Source organism: Flavobacterium sp. ov086 (genome assembly GCF_900187965.1).
GTDB lineage: Bacteria > Bacteroidota > Bacteroidia > Flavobacteriales > Flavobacteriaceae > Flavobacterium.
Window position 1 is genome coordinate 357,176 of the sequence record NZ_FZNL01000001.1, and the last position, 20,039, is coordinate 377,214.

Here is a 20,039-nt window from a genome sequence, read left to right on the forward strand (position 1 = left end):
TTCTATCAAATTTTAACAGTTTAAATCTCAAAAACAGCACACTATTAAATTATCCACTAAAAATCAATGCTTTAAATATAATTTTAAAGAAAACACAACCTACTTTTCACCAAAGATCTTAACATCATCAACCATAAAAGCACCATTGAGCGTTTTATCTTTACCAGATCCGATGTATTTAAATGCGATATGAATATTTCCTGAATAGGAGGACAAATCTATTCCTCCGGAGCTTATAAACTGTCTGGTAGGTGTTGACAATGAAGGGAAATTTGCTTCTAATTTTGTCCAATTGGCTTTAGTAATATTCGATCCGTCAAAATTTGTTGCTATATAAACCTCCAAAGCATTCAATGCAGAATCAACTTTTAAATCATGTTGTGCACTTCTAAAAGACAATACTGCATTTTTATAATTACTCATATTGATTTTTGGAGTTACTAACCATGCAATATTCTCGGCAGCCGTTGTACTTGTCGTATTAAACTCTGCGTAGCCGTTTCCGGCGTACAACATACTTTTCCATAATTTTGAAGCTTTTTGCACAATATTACTCCAACCTGGCAAAGTAAAATTCACATTGTTTTTGACCGATTGAAAGTCTTCTGAAAAGAAAGGAATATTTCTTTTTCCGTTCATTACTACATCTTTTTCTGACCTAATCATCAATTGATAATCTGAACCGAATTTTGTCAAAACTCCTCTGATAGTTCCACTTCCTTCAGGTACAAGATGCTCTGCAAAACTGGAGTAACCACTGGTTCTAAAAATAATCTGATTGCCTGTATTATCTCTTAGATTCCAATTGGTAGAACCCCCTATATTATTTGATTCTTCAAAATAATGGCGACCAATTGCAGCTTCTGTAAACTGCACATTTGTTAATTCTATTAATGTGTTGAGTTTATCATCATTTAATGCTTCTTCAATCGAAACAATCTGAACTAATTGGCTTTCATCCAAAACTGTACAGGAAGCATTTAATACATTTTTATAATCATTTTGCGAAACTCTCCCAATTGTTGGATCACCTGAATTACTTACATACAAACTGCCAATTCGTAAACCTCCAAAATATAAATCTGTAAATTGATTTTTAAGTTTTATATAAACTTTATTGCCAATACGAAAATCTATATAGGAATTTGAAACATCAACTGGAGCACTAAATCCTATAGCAGGTATTTCTTTAGTTCCCAGAGTTTGAAAAGAAATTGCCTTAAAAAAATTTCCTTCCTGATCACTTGATACTACATAAGCTTCAATTACATCATTATAACTATATGTTTTAGGAACTGAACCTGAAAGATCTTTAACTTTTTGAACCGTTTGATTTACTGTTAAATCAGGTTGTGTACAAGACAATTTAGGAATTTCAACTTCATTATTACAACTATAGAACAAGATGAAAAATGACGCAAAAAGTGACTTCAAAAATATATTTTTCATTACAAATGTGTGTTTTAAATTTTATAAACTGATGGTTAAATTCAAGAAATAAGTTCGTCCATATCCGTAAAAATATTTGGGACCAAATGAAGGTGTTTCACTAGCGATATCTTGATTAAGTGCTCTAAAATTAGCATTTCGGGCTTGCTCAAAACCGCCTGTTTTATACGTTAAATCCAGAACATTATTTATACTGGCAAACAGCCCAATGTATTTTCTGGAAATTCTCCATGATTTACCTCCTGAAACATTTAATAAAGAAATTGGATCAAATTTTTCTTGTTTTAACAAAGCTGCTGCCCGCTCTTCTGTAGCTTCAGGAAATACAAGACCACTTATCGAATTCTTATAAAAACGGGCTGTTCTGGCTATAGATGAAACATCAATATAACTTTCGGTCATGTAATTAATATTCGCAGCCAACCACCAATATTTTGGATCTCTATATTCCAATCCAAACGAGTAGGCTTGTTGCGGCATTCCGGGTTGCTTATAATTTTTAAGGTAGGATTCTCCAAAATCAAACGTCAATTGTGTATCACCTTTTGCAGCATTTGCATCGTTTGTAACTGAAACATTTGGATCACTATCGTAAGTATATTTGCCATAAGCAGCTGATAAAGTTGTTTTTAGCGTTAATGAAATCTGATATTGAAAACTCAATTCCAGCCCCATGTTTTTCTTATCTAAATGAATTAAAGTCTGACTCACAAATGCATCTGTACTATTGTAACTTGCTCCTCTGTCGAAAATTCCTTCTGCATAAAAAAAGGAAGTTTTGCTGGTGTTTTTTATCAGTGTATAATAACCTGTAAGACGCATTTTGAGCCTTGGCGAATGAAAAACATAATTCCCTTCGGCACTGCTGATATTCTCATTTTCGATTCCGTCAACAATTGAATTATTCAAACGCGAATTTGAAAATGTATTTCGAAGTGATGGTGCTCTTGTCATGTGCATTCCATTAAAAAATAACCACTGCTTTCCAGAAATTTTATAAGTGAATCCACCCTTGAAGCCAAAATTTTCGAAATTTACTTTTTGGCTTTTACCGAGGGAAGATGTCGGATAAATTCCGTTTTGATACAATCCTTCTCTTTGATAATTTGAAACTGAATACGATTGTCCTAAATAGAAATCAACTTTTTTATAAATGAATTTGAATTGAGTAAAAGCATCAATTGTTGTGGCTATAAAATTATAATTATAGCCATAAACATCTCCTTCTTTAACGCGACGATTTGGGTTTTGTAAATCTGACTGCGCTTCGTTTCCGGTATAAAAAGCATCGATATCTTCAAAATATTGACCTCCAAGCAAATCTAAAAGATATTGAAACTGATGCGATTTCAAACTCCTAAATGTTATTCCGCCATCAAATGCACTATTTTCTGAAAGCTGTATATTTAAGTTTGAATTTGCTGCAAATGTCTTATCATCTACTCTATCTTCATACAAAACATAATGACTTTGTGAAGCTTCATAACCTGTAAGGATTCCGTTAGAATTTATAATTGGCTTTTGATTTGCCTGATACATCGCTTCCCAATCTATTTGAGGCTTTTCAAGAAATAACATTTTACTTCTTTCGGCATTTTCATAATCCGGCATAAATTCCCCCGAAAACTCTCCATTATCTTTTGCGTAAAGCGAGCTATAATAACTCGGCAATTTTCGATAATAAACAGGATCCGGGCTATTAGCTCTTTGGTAATCTATGGTACTGTTTCCTACCTTTCCAAACTGATACATTATGCTCGAATTAAGATTTGTTTTTTCATTAATCTTAAAATAATGATTGAGCATCAGCAACGGCTCTTCTACTTTTTTGATTCTCGCATTTCGTTTTTCATCGTTCTGAAAACCCCAATACGAATTGTATTTTTCGTTTGTTAACTCTGTTACTTCCTTTGTGTTTGCCGAATTTTTTGCACGTGAACTTGGTGTATAAAATCCTGTAAAATTCAACGATTGCCTTTTGTTTAGTTTCTTTTCTATACTTATAAAAAAAGATTCAGCATCAAAATTTGTTCCTTCAAAGTAACCTTCTCCTGACCAACGTTTTCCTGCTGAAATCGCAAATGCCCAACCAGAAGTATTCATTCCTGAAACGTAGGTGCCAATTGCTCTTAAACTATAAGCTGTATTGCTTCCTGAGAATGTAAGTTGCATCCCTTTTCTGTACGTTGAAGCGCGCGTAGATATTTGCTGCGTCCCTAAAACACCTCCAAATGTGTAGTTTGAAGCCGCTGCTCCAACTGAAAATTCCTGATTTCTGAGTACATTATTTAATCCTCCCCAATTACTCCATTGTGGTCTTCCGTCATAGATTTTGTTCATGACCATTCCGTTAAGCATCATGGTTCCGTTTTCACTATCTAAGCCACGAACTCTAAATCGGGCTTGTCCCCAATTGAATGCCGAAGCTTGCATAAAAGCATCTTTTGCCGATTGTAATAAACCGGAAGTCATATCTGATGAACTGCTATCGTCTGACAAATCACTCTCCAACAGAGAGATTAAAGCTCCGGGAGTTTCATCTGAAAAACGATCTTCCAATTGAAGTATTCCCAAATCTACCTGCTGTTCAAAATTTGATTGTATTTTTAAAAACAAATCTTTATACCCCTGACTGCGCAACAAGAGTAATTGTTCTCCTCTTATTGAGGAATGTAATTCAAACTTTCCATTTTTGGTCGTGAGTTGTGTTATTGTAGAATTTTGAATACTTACAACAACATTTTCTAAAGGATTTTGCGTTTTTGCATCCATTACTATTCCTGAAAAAATAGTTTCTTGTTGTGCAAAAGCAACTTTAAAAGACAATAAAAGAATAAGCAATATGTGTGTTTTGCTCATGAAAATTCCAATTTATTTTGATAAATAGTTTTTAGAATAAAATTGCTTTGGTTCTCAAAACATTTTAATTCTTATATCAAAAGATAAAATTGGCCTCTGGAAAAGAGTTGTATAAAATTCAAATCAATAAGGTAACGGCTGATTTGAATTCAAATATAGTCAAAAAACAATAATAAAGTAATTTCTTACTAATTAAATTTTGGAAGCTGCTGAATTAGTATCTTCCAAAGTCGTGAAGCCATAAAATTTGTTTGCCACGAATTCCACAAATTTTCACTAATCAAATTGAGAAGCTTAATAACCAATTCGTGTAAATTTGTGGAATTCGTGGCAAAGTCAATGTAAGACAAAAAAACTTTGTTCCTTTTTGTCTCTTCGAGATTAAAAACTACGTTGTTCTAATTTTAGAAACCATAAAAGCAATCAGAACACCAAAGATTCCGATAAATGCAAAAGAAAATTGAAGCCCGAAAGTTTCAGCAATATGTCCAATAACCGGAGGTCCCATCAAGAAACCAAGAAAACTTACGCTTGAAACTATAGTCAAAGCTTCGCCTGGAGGAACAGTTGGATTTTTTCCTGCCATGCTGTAAACAGTCGGTACAATTGTTGCAACTCCCAAACCAACCGCCATAAAAGCAATGGTACAAGGAATAATATAAGGAAGAAAAACAGCCGTAAAAAGTCCGGCAGAAATCATGATTCCGCTAATTTGCATCACGCGTTCACGACCAAATTTATTGATTAATCCGTCGCCTAAAAATCTTCCGCTAGCCATCATAATCATAAATGAAGTGTATCCCAAAATCACTAAAGGCCCAGGCGCTTTTACAATATCCTTAAAGTAAACTCCGCTCCAATCAAACATCACTCCTTCACTTGCCATGCTGCAAAAACCAATTACGCCAAGCCAGATTAAAGTACTATCAGGTTTTACAAAAAGCTTTTTCTTTTCAGAAGTTTTATGTTTAATTTTTTCTTTGGCTTTGACCAAAAAATTAAAATTGAACGCAATCATAATTAAAACAATTCCACCAACAATTAAAAAATGATGAAACGGTGTAAGGTTTAAAGCTAACATTCCTAAACCAACTAAAGCACCTGTAAATCCGGCAAAACTCCACATTCCATGAAATGATGACATGATTGTTTTTCTAAAGAGAACTTCGGTATAAACACCTTGCGTATTAACTGCAATATTGGCGAGATTTCCAAATAATCCAAACATAAATAGACCCATCGACAATTGCAAAGCTGTGGTTGCCAAACCTAAATTTGCCAAACACAAAACATACATTATTAAAGAGAAAATTAAAATGCGATGACTCCCAAATTTAGTTACCATTTTTCCGGAAAAAGGCATGATAATCAATTGTCCCATCGGTAATGCAAAAAGTATAGAACCCAAATCTCCTTCGGTTAAATGTAAAGCCGTTTTGATGTCGGGAATTCTACTTGCCCAAGTTGCAAAACTTAAACCCATTCCGAAATAAAACATTCCGACAGCAAAACGGATTCGGTTTAAATAAGATGCTTTTGCTTCTCTATAAACTTTCTTAATTTTTCCTTTGGTCTGAAATAATGATAATGGATTGAAATTTATCAAAGTAATGCATTTTGGATTTAACACTATAAAAGTACTAAAAAGCAATTTTATAGACTATAAAACTCTACTAGTTCTACAATTTATAACGTTGTATGTTTATAAATTGTTCTTTTTTTTAAGGTGCAAAGGTTCTGAGGTGCAAAGGGACAAAGGTTTTTTTTATTTTTTGTTTCTGTTTGGCGCACGGATTTGGCAGATTAAACAGATTAACGCAGATTTTTCGTTTGAAATGGGAGTATCTAATCCTATTTTTTGCATAAAAAAAAGACGCACTACTGTGCGTCTCTACGTTTAAAATTGAAATATTTTTTGCCACTCCCGATAGCTATCGGGATTCATAAATTAAAAGGAATTAAACAATGCTAATTTTAATTCGCAAAGAATAAAAAAATCTGCGTTAATCTGTTTAATCCACCAAATCCGTGGGCAATTACATTACAGATTAATTACTTTTTGTTGTGCATTACTTGCAATTGCAGCTTCGATAATTTGCATCACTTTTACACCGTCTTGCGCTGTAACGGGTTCTGTTTTATTGTTTGCAACAGCATCGTAAACACCGTCAAAAAACGAAAAATAATTTCCTTGAAGTGTTGGCACTTTTTCACGAACTGGTTTTCCGTCTATTTCTGTATTTAAAAGTCCTTGCAAAGTTTCAGATTCTGTTCCCCAAGATTCCAGATTTGGTTTTTTACCAAGTTTCAATTCATCTTCCTGAACATCGCCACGAGGTTTTAAGAATGATCCTTTTTTTCCGTGAATAGTATATGCAGGATTTGCTTCTCTAACAAAGAAACTTGCTTTCAATCTCACTCTGAAATTTTCGTAGATCAGCAATAAATCGATCCAATCATCAACCAGCGAGTTTTCTCTCGTATAACGAATATCTCCAAAAACCGACTTTGGTGAACCAAACAAACATACTGCCTGATCTATCAAATGTGGACCTAAATCTTTCAGGATTCCGGCTCCGTCATTTACGGTTTCTTTATGTGCTTTAACGCTCAATAAAGGATTATATCTGTCAAAGTGAAATTCGGCTTCGACCAAATCTCCTAAGATTCTCTCTTTAATTATTTTTTGTACGGTTTTAAAGTCGCTGTCCCATCTTCTGTTTTGAAATACGGCTAACTTTAATCCGTTTTCTTTTGCGATTGCAGCTAATTCTTCGGCTTCAGCCACGGTTGTAGTAAATGCTTTTTCGACAACGGCATGTTTTCCTGCCAAAAGTACTTTTTTTGCATACTCGTAATGGGTGCCAACAGGCGTGTTTACGATTACCAAATCAACATCGTCTGCTAATAATTCGTCAATTGAAGAATAACTTTTTACCGTGGGATAATCTGCCTGAATTAGTTTTTTGCTTCTTTCCCAAGAACCTAATAATTCAAATCCCGGGTGAATATTTAAAAATGGTGCGTGAAAAACCTTTCCCGACATTCCGTATGATAATAGTGCTGTTTTTATTTTTTGCATTTCGTATGTTTTACAATTAAGTTCAACATTTTATTTTATTTTCCAACCATTAAGAGATTAAGAAAAATAAAGCTTAATTGCTTAATAAAATGTCTGGTTTGTTTTTTTCTCAACCATTAAAACTAAGTTCAAAGCTTAATGAAACTTAATCTCTTAATGGTTCAAATAAAAAACTTATGTTTTATTATTTATCTTGTTTTAGCTCGTTCGTATTGTTTTGGCCATTGTACCTCTTCGTTCAATTCTTTGGCGAAATCTAATGGCAAATTAGGATTTCTTAATGATTCTCTGGCAAACAAAATCAAATCGGCTTGACCGCTATTTAAAATAGTTTCGGCTTGATGCGCTTCTGTGATTAAACCAACAGCTCCGGTTAAAATTTGCCCTTCTTTTTTAATTTTTTCAGCAAAGGGAACCTGATAATTTGGCTCTAGCGGAATTTGCTGATGCGAAACCAGTCCGCCTGACGAAACATCGATTAAATCAACTCCTTTATCTTTCAAGATTATGGAAAGTTTTACCGATTCTTCAGGATTCCATCCGCCTTCTGCCCAATCTGTAGCTGAAATTCGGACAAATAAAGGCAAATCTGAAGGCCATTCGGTTTGAACTGCTTCGAGAATTTCTAAGGTAAAACGTATTCTGTTTTCGAAACTTCCACCATATTCATCTGTTCTGACATTCGTTAAAGGCGATAAAAACTGGTGCAATAAATATCCGTGTGCTCCATGAATTTCTAATACTTTATAACCTGCTTCAACTGCTCTTTTTGTTGCTGTTTTAAAATCTGAAATCACTTTTTGGATTCCATTTTTGTCTAAAGCTTCGGGAAGAAAAGGTTTGTCATCGTGATACGCGATTGCACTTGCCGAAACCGTCTGCCATCCGCCTTGAGCGAAATCTAACTTTTTATTGCCTTCCCACGGAATTGAAACGCTTGCTTTTCGTCCCGCATGCGCTAATTGAATTCCGGGAACAGCATTTTGAGAAACGATAAATTCGTTGATTATTTTTAATTTCTCAATATGCTCGTCTTTCCAAATTCCAAGATCTGAAGGTGAAATTCTGGCTTCGGGAGAAACTGCCGTTGCTTCCTGAATGATCAAACCTACTCCACCGCTGGCACGACTGCCTAAGTGAACCAAATGCCAATCGTTTGCAAATCCGTCAATTGCGGAATATTGACACATTGGCGAAATAACGATTCTGTTTTTTAATGTAATATCTTTTATCTTAAGTGGAGAAAATAATAATGAAGCCATAACTGTAACTTTTAATAGTTTTGAACTACCTATAAGGTATGATAGTCTTTAAAAAAGTAAAGTTAAAGCTTCTTCGGAAAAGTAGAATTCTAAATGTTTATTAATTAACAAACATTTAAAGCAAGTTCTGTTTGCTCCACAAATTATAGTATTCTTTTTTTTGTTCCAGTAAATTAAGATGATTTCCAGATTCAACAATAGCTCCATTTTTCATTACTAATATTGTATCAGCATTAGCGATCGTACTCAATCTGTGTGCAATTACAATTATAGTTTTTCTTTGCAACTTGAAATTATCAATAACTTCTTTTACCATTTTCTCTGAGTTTGTATCAAGTGATGATGTTGCTTCATCCATTAATAAAATTTCAGGATTTTTGTATAATGCTCTGGCAATTGCAATTCGCTGTTTTTGTCCTCCTGATAACATTGCTCCATTTTCGCCAATTTGTGTTTCGAAACCATTAGGTAATTTTTCTACAAATTCGGTAATTCCTAATTGTTTTGACAAAGCTAAAACTCTTTGAATATCAGGGAATGAAGCTCCTAAAGCTATGTTTTCTATAATATTTCCTGAAAACAAATTAAGCTGTTGTGGAATAACTCCTATCAATTGTCTTAAACTTTTATAATGTATAAATTGAGTATCATAATCTCCAATACAAATTTTCCCTTCTTTAATTGGATATAAGTTTTGAAGTAATGCAATTAAAGTTGTTTTCCCGCTGCCACTTTCGCCAACGATGGCCGTTGTTTCATTTTTCTTAAATATAGCGTTGAAATTTTTAAAAACCTCAATTCTGGAACCATATCTAAAAGAAACATTCTCAAATCTAATATCCCCAATATTGTCTTTTTGCAATTCAACTTTATTTTCTGTTTCTTCTCGTTCCAAATCCATTATTTCAAAAAGTCTATCGGCAGCAATTAATGCGTTTTGCGCTGTTTTGTTCATACCAATTAAAGAAGCCACAGGCGAAGTAAAATAACCAATTAAAGCATAAAATGAAAATAATTCTCCAGGTGTAATCGCTCTGTCAATTACATAACCTGATCCAATCCACATTAAGATTACAGTAAAGGCTGAGGCTAGAAATTGTGTAGAAGTACTTGCAAAAACACCATTTAAACCCGATTTAAAAGTGGTAAATAATAGCTTAACAAATTTGTTCTCCGTCTTTATGTTTGAAAATTCTTCTATTCCAAATTCTTTTACTGTTCGCACATGAGTGATACTTTCAACTAATTGAGTCTGTAGTTCGGCAGCATTCTCCATAATGTTTCGCTCTACTTTCTTATTGAATTTATTCAGAATAAAATAAATCACGGTATAAAACGGAATTACAAGCAAAATAACCAAAGCCAATTTCCAATAATAAGTAAACATTAAGGAGAATGAAAAAATTACAATAAAAACATTTACGATCATTTCTATTGCTACTTCATTTATAAACGAACGAATTTTTACAGCATCATTTATTCTCGACGTAATCTCTCCTATTTGCATAGTATCAAAAAAACGTTGTGGTAAATGAAGTAAGTGTTTATAATAACCCAGGATTAATTTTGCATCTATTAATTGTCCTGTTTTCATTACAAAAATGCTTTTCTTCGAGCCAATATAAGCTTGAAGCAATATGATTACAATCATAGAAATGCTTAATAAATTCAAGAGATTTCTATTGCCATCTACCAAAACATAATCTGTTATTTTCTGAATATAAATAGACATTGCTAATCCCAGTACGGTAAATACTATCGCACCAACCAAAGCCTGAATTAAAATAATTTTATGTGGCTGAATTAAATTCCAAAAACGTTTTATGGGAGAAGTTATCTCATTGGAGCTCTTAAAAGAATCATTTGGCGCAAAAAGAATTAATACTCCTGACCATATTTTTTGAAAGTCCTCAAAAGTATAAACCTCCATTTTACCAAAACCAGGATCCATAACCGTAATTTGGGCTTTTTCTACTTTATAAATTACAACATAATGATGTAATTGCTCTTTTGTAATAAGATGTGCAATAGCCGGAAGCGGGATTTTATCTATAGAACTCAAGCCTCCTTTCACGCCTTTGGCGGTGAATCCCATTTTTTCGGCAGCTTCAATAATTCCTAAAACATTTGTACCTCGCTTATCTGTATTTGCATATTGACGAATTCGTGCTATAGGAAGATTAACTTTGAAATGGTTTCCAATAGATGCCAAACAAGCAGCACCACAATCTTTAATATCATGTTGCTTTATTTTTATTGAAGCCATTTTTGTTGGTTTTATTAATTGATAACTGTTTTGGGTTTAACCAATCGTCTATTTTGTCAAATAATAAATCAAATAAACTTCTGCGGGTTATTATATATCTCGCAGTCAATGTCATCCCTTTAGACACATTGGTTTTATGACCTGATTTTAATTGTAATGTTGTTGAATCTAAAACACAACGAACTTTAAAAAAAGCTTGTTCTCCCTGAATGGTTATATTTCGATCAATATCAATTACTTTACCTTCAAGCAAACCCCATTGATTGTAGTTAAATGCATCTAATTGAAATTTTACTTTCTGATTCTTTTTTATAAGCCCAATATCGTTGGGAGAAACTGTACTTTCTACAATAAGACGATCTGAAGCCGAAATTGTAGCAATAGTTTGCGAAGCATTTATATATGACCCTACCTGAATACCTGAAAAACTTTCGATTGTTCCCGAAATAGGTGCTAAAACAACATAATTAGTAGATTCAACATTTATTTTGGCAACAGCTCCTTTTAGATTTTTTAATCGTTCTTCTAAGTCTCTTTTCTGATTTTCCCAAGTAGATTTTTGTTGGCTGATATAAGTTTCTAATGCTTGTTTGGCTAAACGAAATTCATATTCATGCTTTTCAAATTCTGATTTTGCGATAATATCTTTATCATATAGTATTTTATTTCGGTCATGGTTGATTTGAGCTTGCGAAACTTTACTCTTCAATTCATTTTTGCCTGATTGAAATTTAGATAAATCTTCGCGCGCTGTTGATGTTGATAGATGAGTCGTTTTATTTTGTAATAAATTTGAAATATCATCTAAAAGAGCAACTACTGAACTCGACAAAGTATCTTGCGTTCTTTTATCTGTTTCTAAATTTTCTTTTGAGATTTTTATAAGGGTGTCTCCTTTTTGTACAATGCTATTATTCTTTAGAGATAACCTTGTTGCACGACCGCTTACAATTGTCGAAATAGGTACATTATCAGTCACAGTACGAATAATGCCACGGCTTTGACTGCTAATATCTACTTTAATAACTGGTAACAAAATCAGAAATATTATAATTGAAAGAACAATAATAAAGTAAATCGAAAAGCTTTTTGTTTTGTTTTTCGAGATTAAGTTTTCTAGAGAATTTATTGGGTCCGAACTGAAATTCATAGTACTTAGGTTATTTTTTTAAGTAAATCATATACTCCAGCATTAAAACCATCAATTATTCTCTTAGCCTTTTCATAATCATTATCTCTAACTTTTAGCTTTACGGAATTCACATCACCAATTAAAACTCCCCATGGATTAAATACAGACATCAATGAAGCATCTTCAAAAACCTGAATCGAATAACTTTCTAATAATGTTTTTAAAATTACCGCTTCATCTTTACTTCCATTATGAACTGCTTTTCTCTTTTGTTGTTCTATCATTATTTTACTATTTTGAAACCTACCTTACTATCATGATCTAAAAGTTTATATCCCAAACCAGTTTTAATAATTAAGTAAGCATAAATAAAATCTCCAACGGCTCCTAAAGTCATAGAAAAGCCAATAAATAAAAAAAACAGATTATTATAGAAGATCCCATATAAAGAAGGAAAAAAACCTAAAATAAAAAAGGGAGCTAATGATACTATTAGCATTTTTTTTGACAACAATGCCTCTTTACAATTTGCAAATGGCATTAAATACTTTTTAACAAATCCAAATCGTACCGATTTCCAACTATTCTCAGAAAAAAAAGCCATGAAGACGCCATGAATTAATTCATGAATAATAATTCCTAGTATAATAATTAAGTTTGGTATTAGTATTACCAAAACAACATTGGCCCTTTTATTATCAAAAAATAGTAATGATTCTTTTATTTCTTTTAAATTCTGTTTAAATACTTCATCCCATTTTAAACACAATACTAAAACAAACAACACTATAATAGGAATACTAATTATTATACCTATAACTTGTACTTTCTTTGAATCAATAGAGACTTCCTTCATTTTCTATAATTTTGTAGTCTAAAATCTTTAACGTTTCCTCGGGGATTTCAATTTCTTTTATTGAAATCAATTCTGTTTCAACAATTTGTTTTACTCCATTAAAACTCATTTCTGTTCTATTATAAGCTACTAATTCATTCCTTTTCAAAGAAATCTGTATTGCCTGATTTCTCATATTAAAATTAAAATATGCATTATAAGATGTTAATTCAATATTTGGTATATGTATTGTTTTAACCTTAGAATTAAAACTATTATCATTATTGATGAAATTATATGATCTTACTGTAAATTGAAAAGCTTTTTGTTTTGTTTTTCGAGATTAAGTTTTCGAGCGTGTTTGTTGGATCTGAACTGAAGTTCATAGGGCTTAACTTGGATTATATTTTTATAATAAATTCATGGATAGTAAGCTCCTGCATTAAAATCATCAATTATTTTTTTTGCTTTATCATAATCATTTTCTCTAACTTATAACTTTACTGAGTTTACATCACCATTCAAAACGCCCCATGGATTAAATACAGACATTAAAAAAGCGTCTTCAAAAACCTGAATTGAATAACTTTCTAATAACGTTTTTAAAATTACTGTTTCATATTTACTGCCATTATAAACTGCTTTTCTCTTTTGTTGTTCTATCATTATTCTACTATATTGAAAACAAATAATCAAATACAATTATCCTCCAAATTCTTTTTTCCAAGCTTTTAAAATACCGGATAAGTCCCAAATCTTTTTTTTGTATTTCGTTGCCAAAAATTTCAAAACGAAAACATCAAATAACAAAAACAAAACTATTATGTATAAGCTCATAATTATGGATATATAAAAATAGCTACAAATTTATTTTACTAAACCTGTAGCTATTTAACTAATTAGTACTATGTATATATTAATGAATCTCCGAAATCATACATTCTCATAATGTTAACTCTCCCGGCCCCAACCCACCATGGGCCAAAGAATCCGCCATCAACTTCTTGTACTTCCTGAGCATTAAGCTCTACTAAATTCAAATCTTCTAAATTCACTACTGCTAATTCCATAATTTTTAAATTTAAATGGTTAATTAATAAATCCAACAAATCATTTTCTCGAGAACCTTTTTTGTTATAGCAAACTTACCAGACTTCCGTCCAATAAAATTGGACGGAACTGCATTAATTATTTTAAATAACCTTCATTGCCGAAAAGAGTTCTTTTTCAATTTCTATAAAATCACTTTTATCAAATTCTTTTATCTTTTTATTTTTTAGCAGAAAGATTTTATCACAATCTTTATAAAGAATTTCTAAAATATGAGAAGAAATAAAAACAATACTCTTTTCTGATAATTTTCGGATATAATTCATTAATAAATAATTAGATTCTAAATCCAGTCCATTGAAAGGCTCATCGAAAATATAAATTGAATATGTTTTCTGTAAAACAGCATTCATGTAAGCTTTCTTTTTCATCCCTGTAGAAAACTCCTTGATCAATTTATCCTGTGGCACATCAAACATTAGAAAATCATTATTCTCAATATTTAGCAATTCCTGATAGAAAGTGGCAAATTCTTTTGCAGTTAATTCTTCATAAATTAAAGGCTCAGTAGGACACCAAGCAATTTTGCCATGAAGAGAAAGCTCTTTCGCATGATTAATAGAACCTGCAAAAGAAGTTAAACCTATTATACATCTAAATAATGTAGTTTTTCCTTCTCCATTTTTCCCAACAACTCCATAAATTCCATTTTTAGATATAGAAATCGAAATATTTTCTAAAACTATTTTGTCTTTATAGGACTTATTTTTTATGTCAATTTGAAGCATACTGAATAGCTTTAATGGTTTTAACTGATTTTAAATACAAAAACGGAATAGCTATAACTGGTATTCCGAGCGGAAGCATGCTTAAAAAAACAGCAAGCATAAGTTGATGTTGAAATTGATTCTTAAAGAATGAATATTTGAATATGATATTAACTAATGGAATTGCAAAAATTAAGGGGACAAAACAAAATAATTCCCATTTCTGAAAAATAAGAAGACTAACAATTAATGGAGTAGTTACCATTAACGAATTCACAATTACTGTCTTGAATTGATTAGTAAGGTAATATTTCTCATAATAAGAACTAATCTTTATACTCTCTAAAGATTCTCTTTGAAAAGAGGGTAATGCACCAAATAATGAAGCTATAAAAAATGAAGCTATAATAAGGTTTTCATTATTGTATAAATCTCCTAAAATTACAAGAAAGACAGTTATTGGAAGAAATAAAATTAACTTGTTCCTCCTCCAGCAAATGTGCCAAAATGGATCAAATAATTTAAAAGGATATTTAATTATCTTATTATGAAATTCGGGAACAACAACAATATACGCAGTAATTAAAGCAAGATATATTAAAGCCAATAGATATTCTTTGTTTATAGCAAGCAAAAGCAAATAGAGTAAACTATAAATAAAATATTCTCCAAATAATATTAATTTCCATTTCTTATTTAGTTTCAACAACTCAATATCTTTTCGATTAAGATGGTAGAAAAAAATATCTAAAGAAAATAAAAGGGAATAATTTCGTAAAACTTGGAACTTTTCATTTAAGCAGAAAAGATATAATAGGCAACCACAAAGAAAAAGCATGACAGCCAATTTATCCTTAGCAGGCAAAAATTTTCTAAGACGAATTAGTAGTAAAGTTTGGATTACTTGTATCATATTTTATTAATAAAAAATAAGGAACGAATCACTAAATAGTAGATTCGCTCCTTAAAATTTTCAACAATTAATAAGCTTGATGTGTTCCCCACAATAAGAAAACTGCAATTACTAATGGGATAATCCCACCCTCAATTTCCTGCGCTTCTTGAGCATTAAGCTCTACTAAATTCAAATCTTCTAAATTCACTACTGCTAATTCCATAGTTTCAATTTTAAAATGTTAATTAATAATCTTAACAAAAATCATTTTCTCGAGAACTATTTTGTTATAGCAAACTTATCAGAGTTCTGTCTAATAAAATTGGACGGAAGTTAGAACCTCCAAAAATTTCTCTTGATTCATCATCTACAATAATTTTCAAAGAATAATTTAATATTAATTCAAAAGAAGATGCATAATAAAAACTCTCTCGCTTTTTGCAATATTTTAAAGGCGCATCCAGATCTTTCATTATATCTAATTCGTTATACAACTGGCTTCGACTTAAGAGCAGCTTTTTTGCAAAAACACTTGGTGTACCTGTTTTTTCAGAACTTATCAACTTATGTATTCTTTTAATTCTTTCGATTTGTTTAATAAAATTCATGGCTTATAAAGTAAAGATTAATAAAATACTTGTATTTGTAAAAAATTAAAACGATTCTAGTTAAGATTCTAAGAATAGTTATGTTTTTAATTATATATGAAATTAAACGGGATGCGAGTGAAAAACATCCTTGATAAGTTTTGAATGTATTAGAATAAGACATTTTTGTAACATTGAGAACAAATTGATTACTAACTATAGAGCAACAAATACGAAGTTTGTTTTAATTGATAAAAAGTAAGAACGATTATTAACAAACATTTAAAACCTTATATAATATATTGCGCTATCAAATTAAAAATAGAAACGTTACTTTTGTGCGTTAAATACGAACTAAAAATACAAAATGGATATAGTTATCAAACTCTCTCAATTTCTATTGAGTTTATCTTTACTTATTATTCTTCACGAATTAGGGCATTTTATCCCTGCAAAATTATTTAAAACCAGAGTCGAAAAATTTTACTTATTTTTTGATGTTAAATATTCTCTATTAAAAAAGAAAATTGGCGAAACTGAATATGGAATCGGATGGTTACCACTTGGAGGTTATGTAAAAATCTCTGGAATGATCGACGAAAGCATGGACAAAGAGCAAATGGCTTTGCCTCCGCAACCTTGGGAATTTCGTTCTAAACCGGCTTGGCAACGTTTGATCATTATGTTAGGCGGAGTTACTGTGAACTTTATTCTGGCTTTCATTATATATATAGGAATGGCATTTGCTTATGGCGATACCTATATTGCAAATGCAGATTTGAAAGATGGTGTTTTTATCGAAAATCCTGCTATGATCAAAGCGGGTTTCAAAACTGGAGACAAACTTATTTCTATAGACGGGAAAAAAGTTGAAAATTACGACAGTAGTTTAAACATGAATATTATCATGGCTAAACAAGTCTTAATTGAAAGAAACGGACAACAAGAAACAATCAGCATTCCTAATGATTTTGTTGACCAGTTATCTAAACAAGAGAAAGGTTTGTTGGTTAGTATTCGTGTTCCTTTTGCAATTGGAAAAGTTGATGATGCATCTCCAAATCAAAATTTGAAGGCTAAAGATTTGATTCTTTCTCTTAACGGAGAAAAAGTAAAATATTTTGACGAAGCAAAAGCTATTCTAAGCAATAATAAAGGAAAAACAATTCCTGCTGTTGTTTTACGTGATTTAAAAGAAACACCTATTACAGTTAAAGTTTCTGCCAAAGGTACTTTAGGTGTAGTCGCTGGTGGATTAGATATGAAATCATTGGAGAAATTAGGTTACTATAAAATTAGCACTAAAAACTACAGCTTCTTTGAATCAATTCCGGTTGGACTGGAAAAAGGTAAGGATCAATTAGTAAGTTATGGAAAACAGCTTAAAATGATTTTTAATCCTGAAACTAAAGCTTACAAACAAGTAGGTGGTTTTGCGGCTATTTTTAACATTTTTCCTAATTCATGGAGCTGGGAAACGTTCTGGTCAATCACTGCTTTATTGTCAATTATGCTTGGAGTTATGAATTTATTGCCAATTCCTGCTCTTGATGGTGGACATGTTATGTTTTTATTATACGAAATCATTAGTGGCAGAAAACCTAGCGACAAATTCCTTGAAAACGCCCAAATGGTTGGTTTCGTTCTACTTATAGCGCTGCTTTTGTTTGCTAACGGAAACGATATTTATAAGGCAATTGTCAAGTAGTAAAATATTTTAAAAAAAGTGCAAAAATGTTTTTGAGAAACTAAAAAATCCTCTATATTTGCACTCGCTAAAAACAACAACAACTTCCTCCTTAGCTCAGTTGGTTAGAGCATCTGACTGTTAATCAGAGGGTCCTTGGTTCGAGCCCAAGAGGGGGAGCAACTTTTTTTAGCAAACATATTTACCTTTAAGGTGATTCCTTCTTAGCTCAGTTGGTTAGAGCATCTGACTGTTAATCAGAGGGTCCTTGGTTCGAGCCCAAGAGAGGGAGCTTATTAAATACCACTTACATATGTAAGTGGTATTTTTTTTGCCTTTATTTTTCTAACATGAATTACACTTACACTGTATATTGTGTGAACTAAACCTCTTTTACATCTGAAAAAAGAAGGGATTCTAAATCAGGATAATTTTGAAGTTTATAAAATTTAAGATATGGAACTAAACGACAGGTTAGACAAGTTTGAAAAATTAGTAAGCAATGAGCATTCTAATTTTCTTTCAAAGTTGGAATATTACAGAGCCAACAAAAAATGGATAAACCAATCATCAAAAGTTGCAATTAATGTACTGGAAGCATTAAAACAAAAAGGATTATCTCAAAAAGATTTAGCAAAAAAAATGAATGTTTCAGCACAACAAGTAAATAAGATACTTAAAGGACAACAAAATCTAACTCTTGAAACAATAAGTAAACTTGAAAGCGCATTAGAAATTTCGTTAATAGAAATTATTGATCTTAAAGCAGATCAAAAGATCGTAAATATATCGAATACTAAAGAAAGAATAAAGCTTAGCTTAAAGCAAATGGAAAAAGCGATGCCTGGTGTCAGGCAACAAGTCGCTGTTTATGAAAAAAACAAAACTCTAAACACACAAAAAAATCATCATTAGCTCATGACAATAATAGTACATGGCAGAGCTTACGAGCGTTTGGTCCTAAAAAATAAGAACAAAAAAAAGACTATCATTTTCATGATAGTCTTTTTTGGTTAATAGAATATGGTTTTAAAAATCTCATTTCTTAGCTACTTGATTTGCCAGATTTTTGTTTTCGAACAAAAGCATCATCTCATTTGCTTTATCAATTTCATTAATTCCTTTTAAGGATAGTGCATATCGATAATAATATACTGACTCTAAATCTGTGGCTTCTTCTATTAATTGTGCGTAATATTTAGCTGCGGTAGCCATGTCGTTATCAAAATAAAAACGGTCTGCTACTTTTTTGAGCATTTCCAATGATTTATAACCTTTGTCTATTACCTTCTCATAAGTATTCAACACATTAATACTAATCGTTTTTGCTTTTTGTGACGGAGCAATTACATCAACTTTAACTGGCTTGATAACTGTCGTAACAGTATCAAGTATAACTTTTGACTGCAATCCTACTTCGACTCTTTTTACTTTTGGTTTTCCGTATATTGGGGTAATCTTTCTGGTATTATTTGGTCCCAGATTATGGGTATCGACCATTTCTAATTTTGGCACTTCATATCTAACCATTCTTTGTCCAAAAGCCATATTTACTGTTTCTTCAACAAGATATGATTGTATTACAAGATCATTACCCTCTGGGGTATTTCCGGGTTGCAAATGTGCATTTCCTGTTGCTGCAATGACAGGAGCGCGATTGGTACGCTGAGCAAAACAGTTAAAAGAAAACACACATACAATTTCGATAAAAAGTAGTGTAAAAGTTTTCATAATGACTTAATTAAGTTGTTTGCAACACTAAAGGTACTTCATGTTCTGTTCTTTACTTTATAATGCCTGTGAACGGCTTTAAAAGTCGTTTAAGTGCTCGTTTTCTTTAAGTTAAAACCATTATCAAACCTTCCTTTAATAGATTGAATTGTTATCTGTACGAAAACTTTTATTTTTGTTTTGCGTACTGCAAACATCAAAAAATGTATCGTACAGAAGCAACTCTGTATTTTACTATAACCCAAATTTCTCTGAAGAAGCGGTTTTAAACAATATTCAAAATAACTATGAAGGATCTGTTATTAATGCTGGACCAACGGTAAATCATCAATGCTCATTTAATCCTCTTGATAAAGTTGTAGAGCTTTATGAACGTTTGGTTTTGGCTGAAAAAGAGAAAGTAGAATATTTGGAGAAGTTGTTGAAAGGGAAGTAAC

The 20,039-nt window shown here is 31.7% G+C and carries 19 protein-coding genes, 2 tRNA genes and 1 pseudogene; 5 read left to right on the forward strand and 17 right to left on the reverse strand.

Translation table 11 applies throughout. The features are described from left to right. Positions 1 to 99: 99 nt before the first annotated feature. The 16 genes from CHB81_RS01545 to CHB81_RS01615 all read right to left on the reverse strand — a co-directional run bounded on the left by CHB81_RS01545 (position 100) and on the right by CHB81_RS01615 (position 16,205). Positions 100 to 1,449 (reverse strand): DUF5689 domain-containing protein, encoded by a 1,350-nt coding sequence (locus CHB81_RS01545; RefSeq protein WP_089350123.1) that lies wholly within the window; start codon positions 1,447 to 1,449, stop codon positions 100 to 102. 21 nt (positions 1,450 to 1,470) lie between these two features. Next, on the reverse strand, positions 1,471 to 4,308 hold the full coding sequence (locus tag CHB81_RS01550; protein ID WP_089350124.1) for a carboxypeptidase-like regulatory domain-containing protein: 2,838 nt from the start codon (positions 4,306 to 4,308) through the stop codon (positions 1,471 to 1,473). A 388-nt stretch (positions 4,309 to 4,696) separates the two neighbouring features. Next, positions 4,697 to 5,914: an MFS transporter gene (locus CHB81_RS01555; RefSeq protein WP_089350125.1), complete on the reverse strand. Its 1,218-nt coding sequence runs from the start codon at positions 5,912 to 5,914 to the stop codon at positions 4,697 to 4,699. Between the two features lie 435 nt (positions 5,915 to 6,349). Continuing rightward, positions 6,350 to 7,390: a Gfo/Idh/MocA family oxidoreductase gene (locus CHB81_RS01565; protein ID WP_089350127.1), complete on the reverse strand. Its 1,041-nt coding sequence runs from the start codon at positions 7,388 to 7,390 to the stop codon at positions 6,350 to 6,352. Positions 7,391 to 7,578: 188 nt separating this feature from the next. Next, a complete protein-coding gene (locus tag CHB81_RS01570) occupies positions 7,579 to 8,652 on the reverse strand; it encodes an NADH:flavin oxidoreductase/NADH oxidase (protein WP_089350128.1) in 1,074 nt (357 codons plus the stop codon). Between the two features lie 115 nt (positions 8,653 to 8,767). Further along, a complete protein-coding gene (locus CHB81_RS01575; protein WP_089350129.1) occupies positions 8,768 to 10,918 on the reverse strand; it encodes a peptidase domain-containing ABC transporter in 2,151 nt (716 codons plus the stop codon). Then, entirely contained in the window at positions 10,890 to 11,954 is a 1,065-nt protein-coding gene (locus tag CHB81_RS01580; RefSeq protein ID WP_254920925.1) for an HlyD family secretion protein, read from the reverse strand. The genes CHB81_RS01575 and CHB81_RS01580 overlap by 29 nt, the downstream gene beginning before the upstream one ends. A gap of 119 nt (positions 11,955 to 12,073) precedes the next feature. Continuing rightward, entirely contained in the window at positions 12,074 to 12,334 is a 261-nt protein-coding gene (locus CHB81_RS01585) for a hypothetical protein (RefSeq protein WP_089350131.1), read from the reverse strand. After that, positions 12,334 to 12,906, reverse strand: a complete 573-nt coding sequence (locus CHB81_RS01590) for a DUF3267 domain-containing protein (protein WP_089350132.1) — start codon at positions 12,904 to 12,906, stop codon at positions 12,334 to 12,336. Before CHB81_RS01590 ends, CHB81_RS01585 begins: the two co-directional genes overlap by 1 nt. Next, positions 12,887 to 13,081, reverse strand: coding sequence for a hypothetical protein (locus tag CHB81_RS01595; protein ID WP_089350133.1), 195 nt, complete (start codon positions 13,079 to 13,081; stop codon positions 12,887 to 12,889). The genes CHB81_RS01590 and CHB81_RS01595 overlap by 20 nt, the downstream gene beginning before the upstream one ends. 296 nt (positions 13,082 to 13,377) lie before the next feature. After that, the gene (locus CHB81_RS26770) at positions 13,378 to 13,551 is read right to left on the reverse strand and encodes a hypothetical protein (RefSeq protein ID WP_176427471.1); all 174 of its coding nucleotides are present in this window, start codon (positions 13,549 to 13,551) and stop codon (positions 13,378 to 13,380) included. A 239-nt stretch (positions 13,552 to 13,790) separates the two neighbouring features. Next, complete coding sequence (locus CHB81_RS27090) at positions 13,791 to 13,955, reverse strand: hypothetical protein (RefSeq protein ID WP_254920926.1); 165 nt, start codon at positions 13,953 to 13,955, stop codon at positions 13,791 to 13,793. A 123-nt stretch (positions 13,956 to 14,078) separates the two neighbouring features. Then, positions 14,079 to 14,723, reverse strand: coding sequence for an ATP-binding cassette domain-containing protein (locus CHB81_RS01605; RefSeq protein ID WP_089350135.1), 645 nt, complete (start codon positions 14,721 to 14,723; stop codon positions 14,079 to 14,081). Continuing rightward, positions 14,710 to 15,615: a hypothetical protein gene (locus tag CHB81_RS01610; protein WP_089350136.1), complete on the reverse strand. Its 906-nt coding sequence runs from the start codon at positions 15,613 to 15,615 to the stop codon at positions 14,710 to 14,712. The genes CHB81_RS01605 and CHB81_RS01610 overlap by 14 nt, the downstream gene beginning before the upstream one ends. 67 nt (positions 15,616 to 15,682) lie before the next feature. Next, positions 15,683 to 15,820, reverse strand: coding sequence for a class IIb bacteriocin, lactobin A/cerein 7B family (locus CHB81_RS26635; protein WP_254920927.1), 138 nt, complete (start codon positions 15,818 to 15,820; stop codon positions 15,683 to 15,685). A gap of 64 nt (positions 15,821 to 15,884) precedes the next feature. After that, complete coding sequence (locus tag CHB81_RS01615) at positions 15,885 to 16,205, reverse strand: hypothetical protein (protein WP_089350137.1); 321 nt, start codon at positions 16,203 to 16,205, stop codon at positions 15,885 to 15,887. Between the two features lie 346 nt (positions 16,206 to 16,551). Here CHB81_RS01615 and rseP point away from each other — a divergent pair, with 346 nt between their 5' ends. The 4 genes from rseP to CHB81_RS01635 all read left to right on the forward strand — a co-directional run bounded on the left by rseP (position 16,552) and on the right by CHB81_RS01635 (position 18,786). After that, the gene (gene rseP, locus CHB81_RS01620; RefSeq protein ID WP_089350138.1) at positions 16,552 to 17,892 is read left to right on the forward strand and encodes an RIP metalloprotease RseP; all 1,341 of its coding nucleotides are present in this window, start codon (positions 16,552 to 16,554) and stop codon (positions 17,890 to 17,892) included. Between the two features lie 85 nt (positions 17,893 to 17,977). Then, a tRNA-Asn gene (locus CHB81_RS01625) sits at positions 17,978 to 18,051 on the forward strand. A 38-nt stretch (positions 18,052 to 18,089) separates the two neighbouring features. Next, a tRNA-Asn gene (locus CHB81_RS01630) sits at positions 18,090 to 18,163 on the forward strand. 164 nt (positions 18,164 to 18,327) lie between these two features. Then, on the forward strand, positions 18,328 to 18,786 hold the full coding sequence (locus tag CHB81_RS01635) for a helix-turn-helix transcriptional regulator (protein WP_089350139.1): 459 nt from the start codon (positions 18,328 to 18,330) through the stop codon (positions 18,784 to 18,786). A gap of 123 nt (positions 18,787 to 18,909) precedes the next feature. Here CHB81_RS01635 and CHB81_RS01640 read toward each other — a convergent pair whose 3' ends face one another. Then, positions 18,910 to 19,602 carry a hypothetical protein gene (locus CHB81_RS01640; protein WP_089350140.1) on the reverse strand — a complete coding sequence of 231 codons (693 nt, stop codon included), beginning with the start codon at positions 19,600 to 19,602 and terminating at the stop codon, positions 18,910 to 18,912. Positions 19,603 to 19,846: 244 nt separating this feature from the next. Between CHB81_RS01640 and CHB81_RS26775 the strand changes: the two are divergent. After that, a pseudogene (locus tag CHB81_RS26775) lies at positions 19,847 to 20,038 on the forward strand (transcriptional regulator); the annotation flags it as partial. Position 20,039 lies beyond the last annotated feature (1 nt).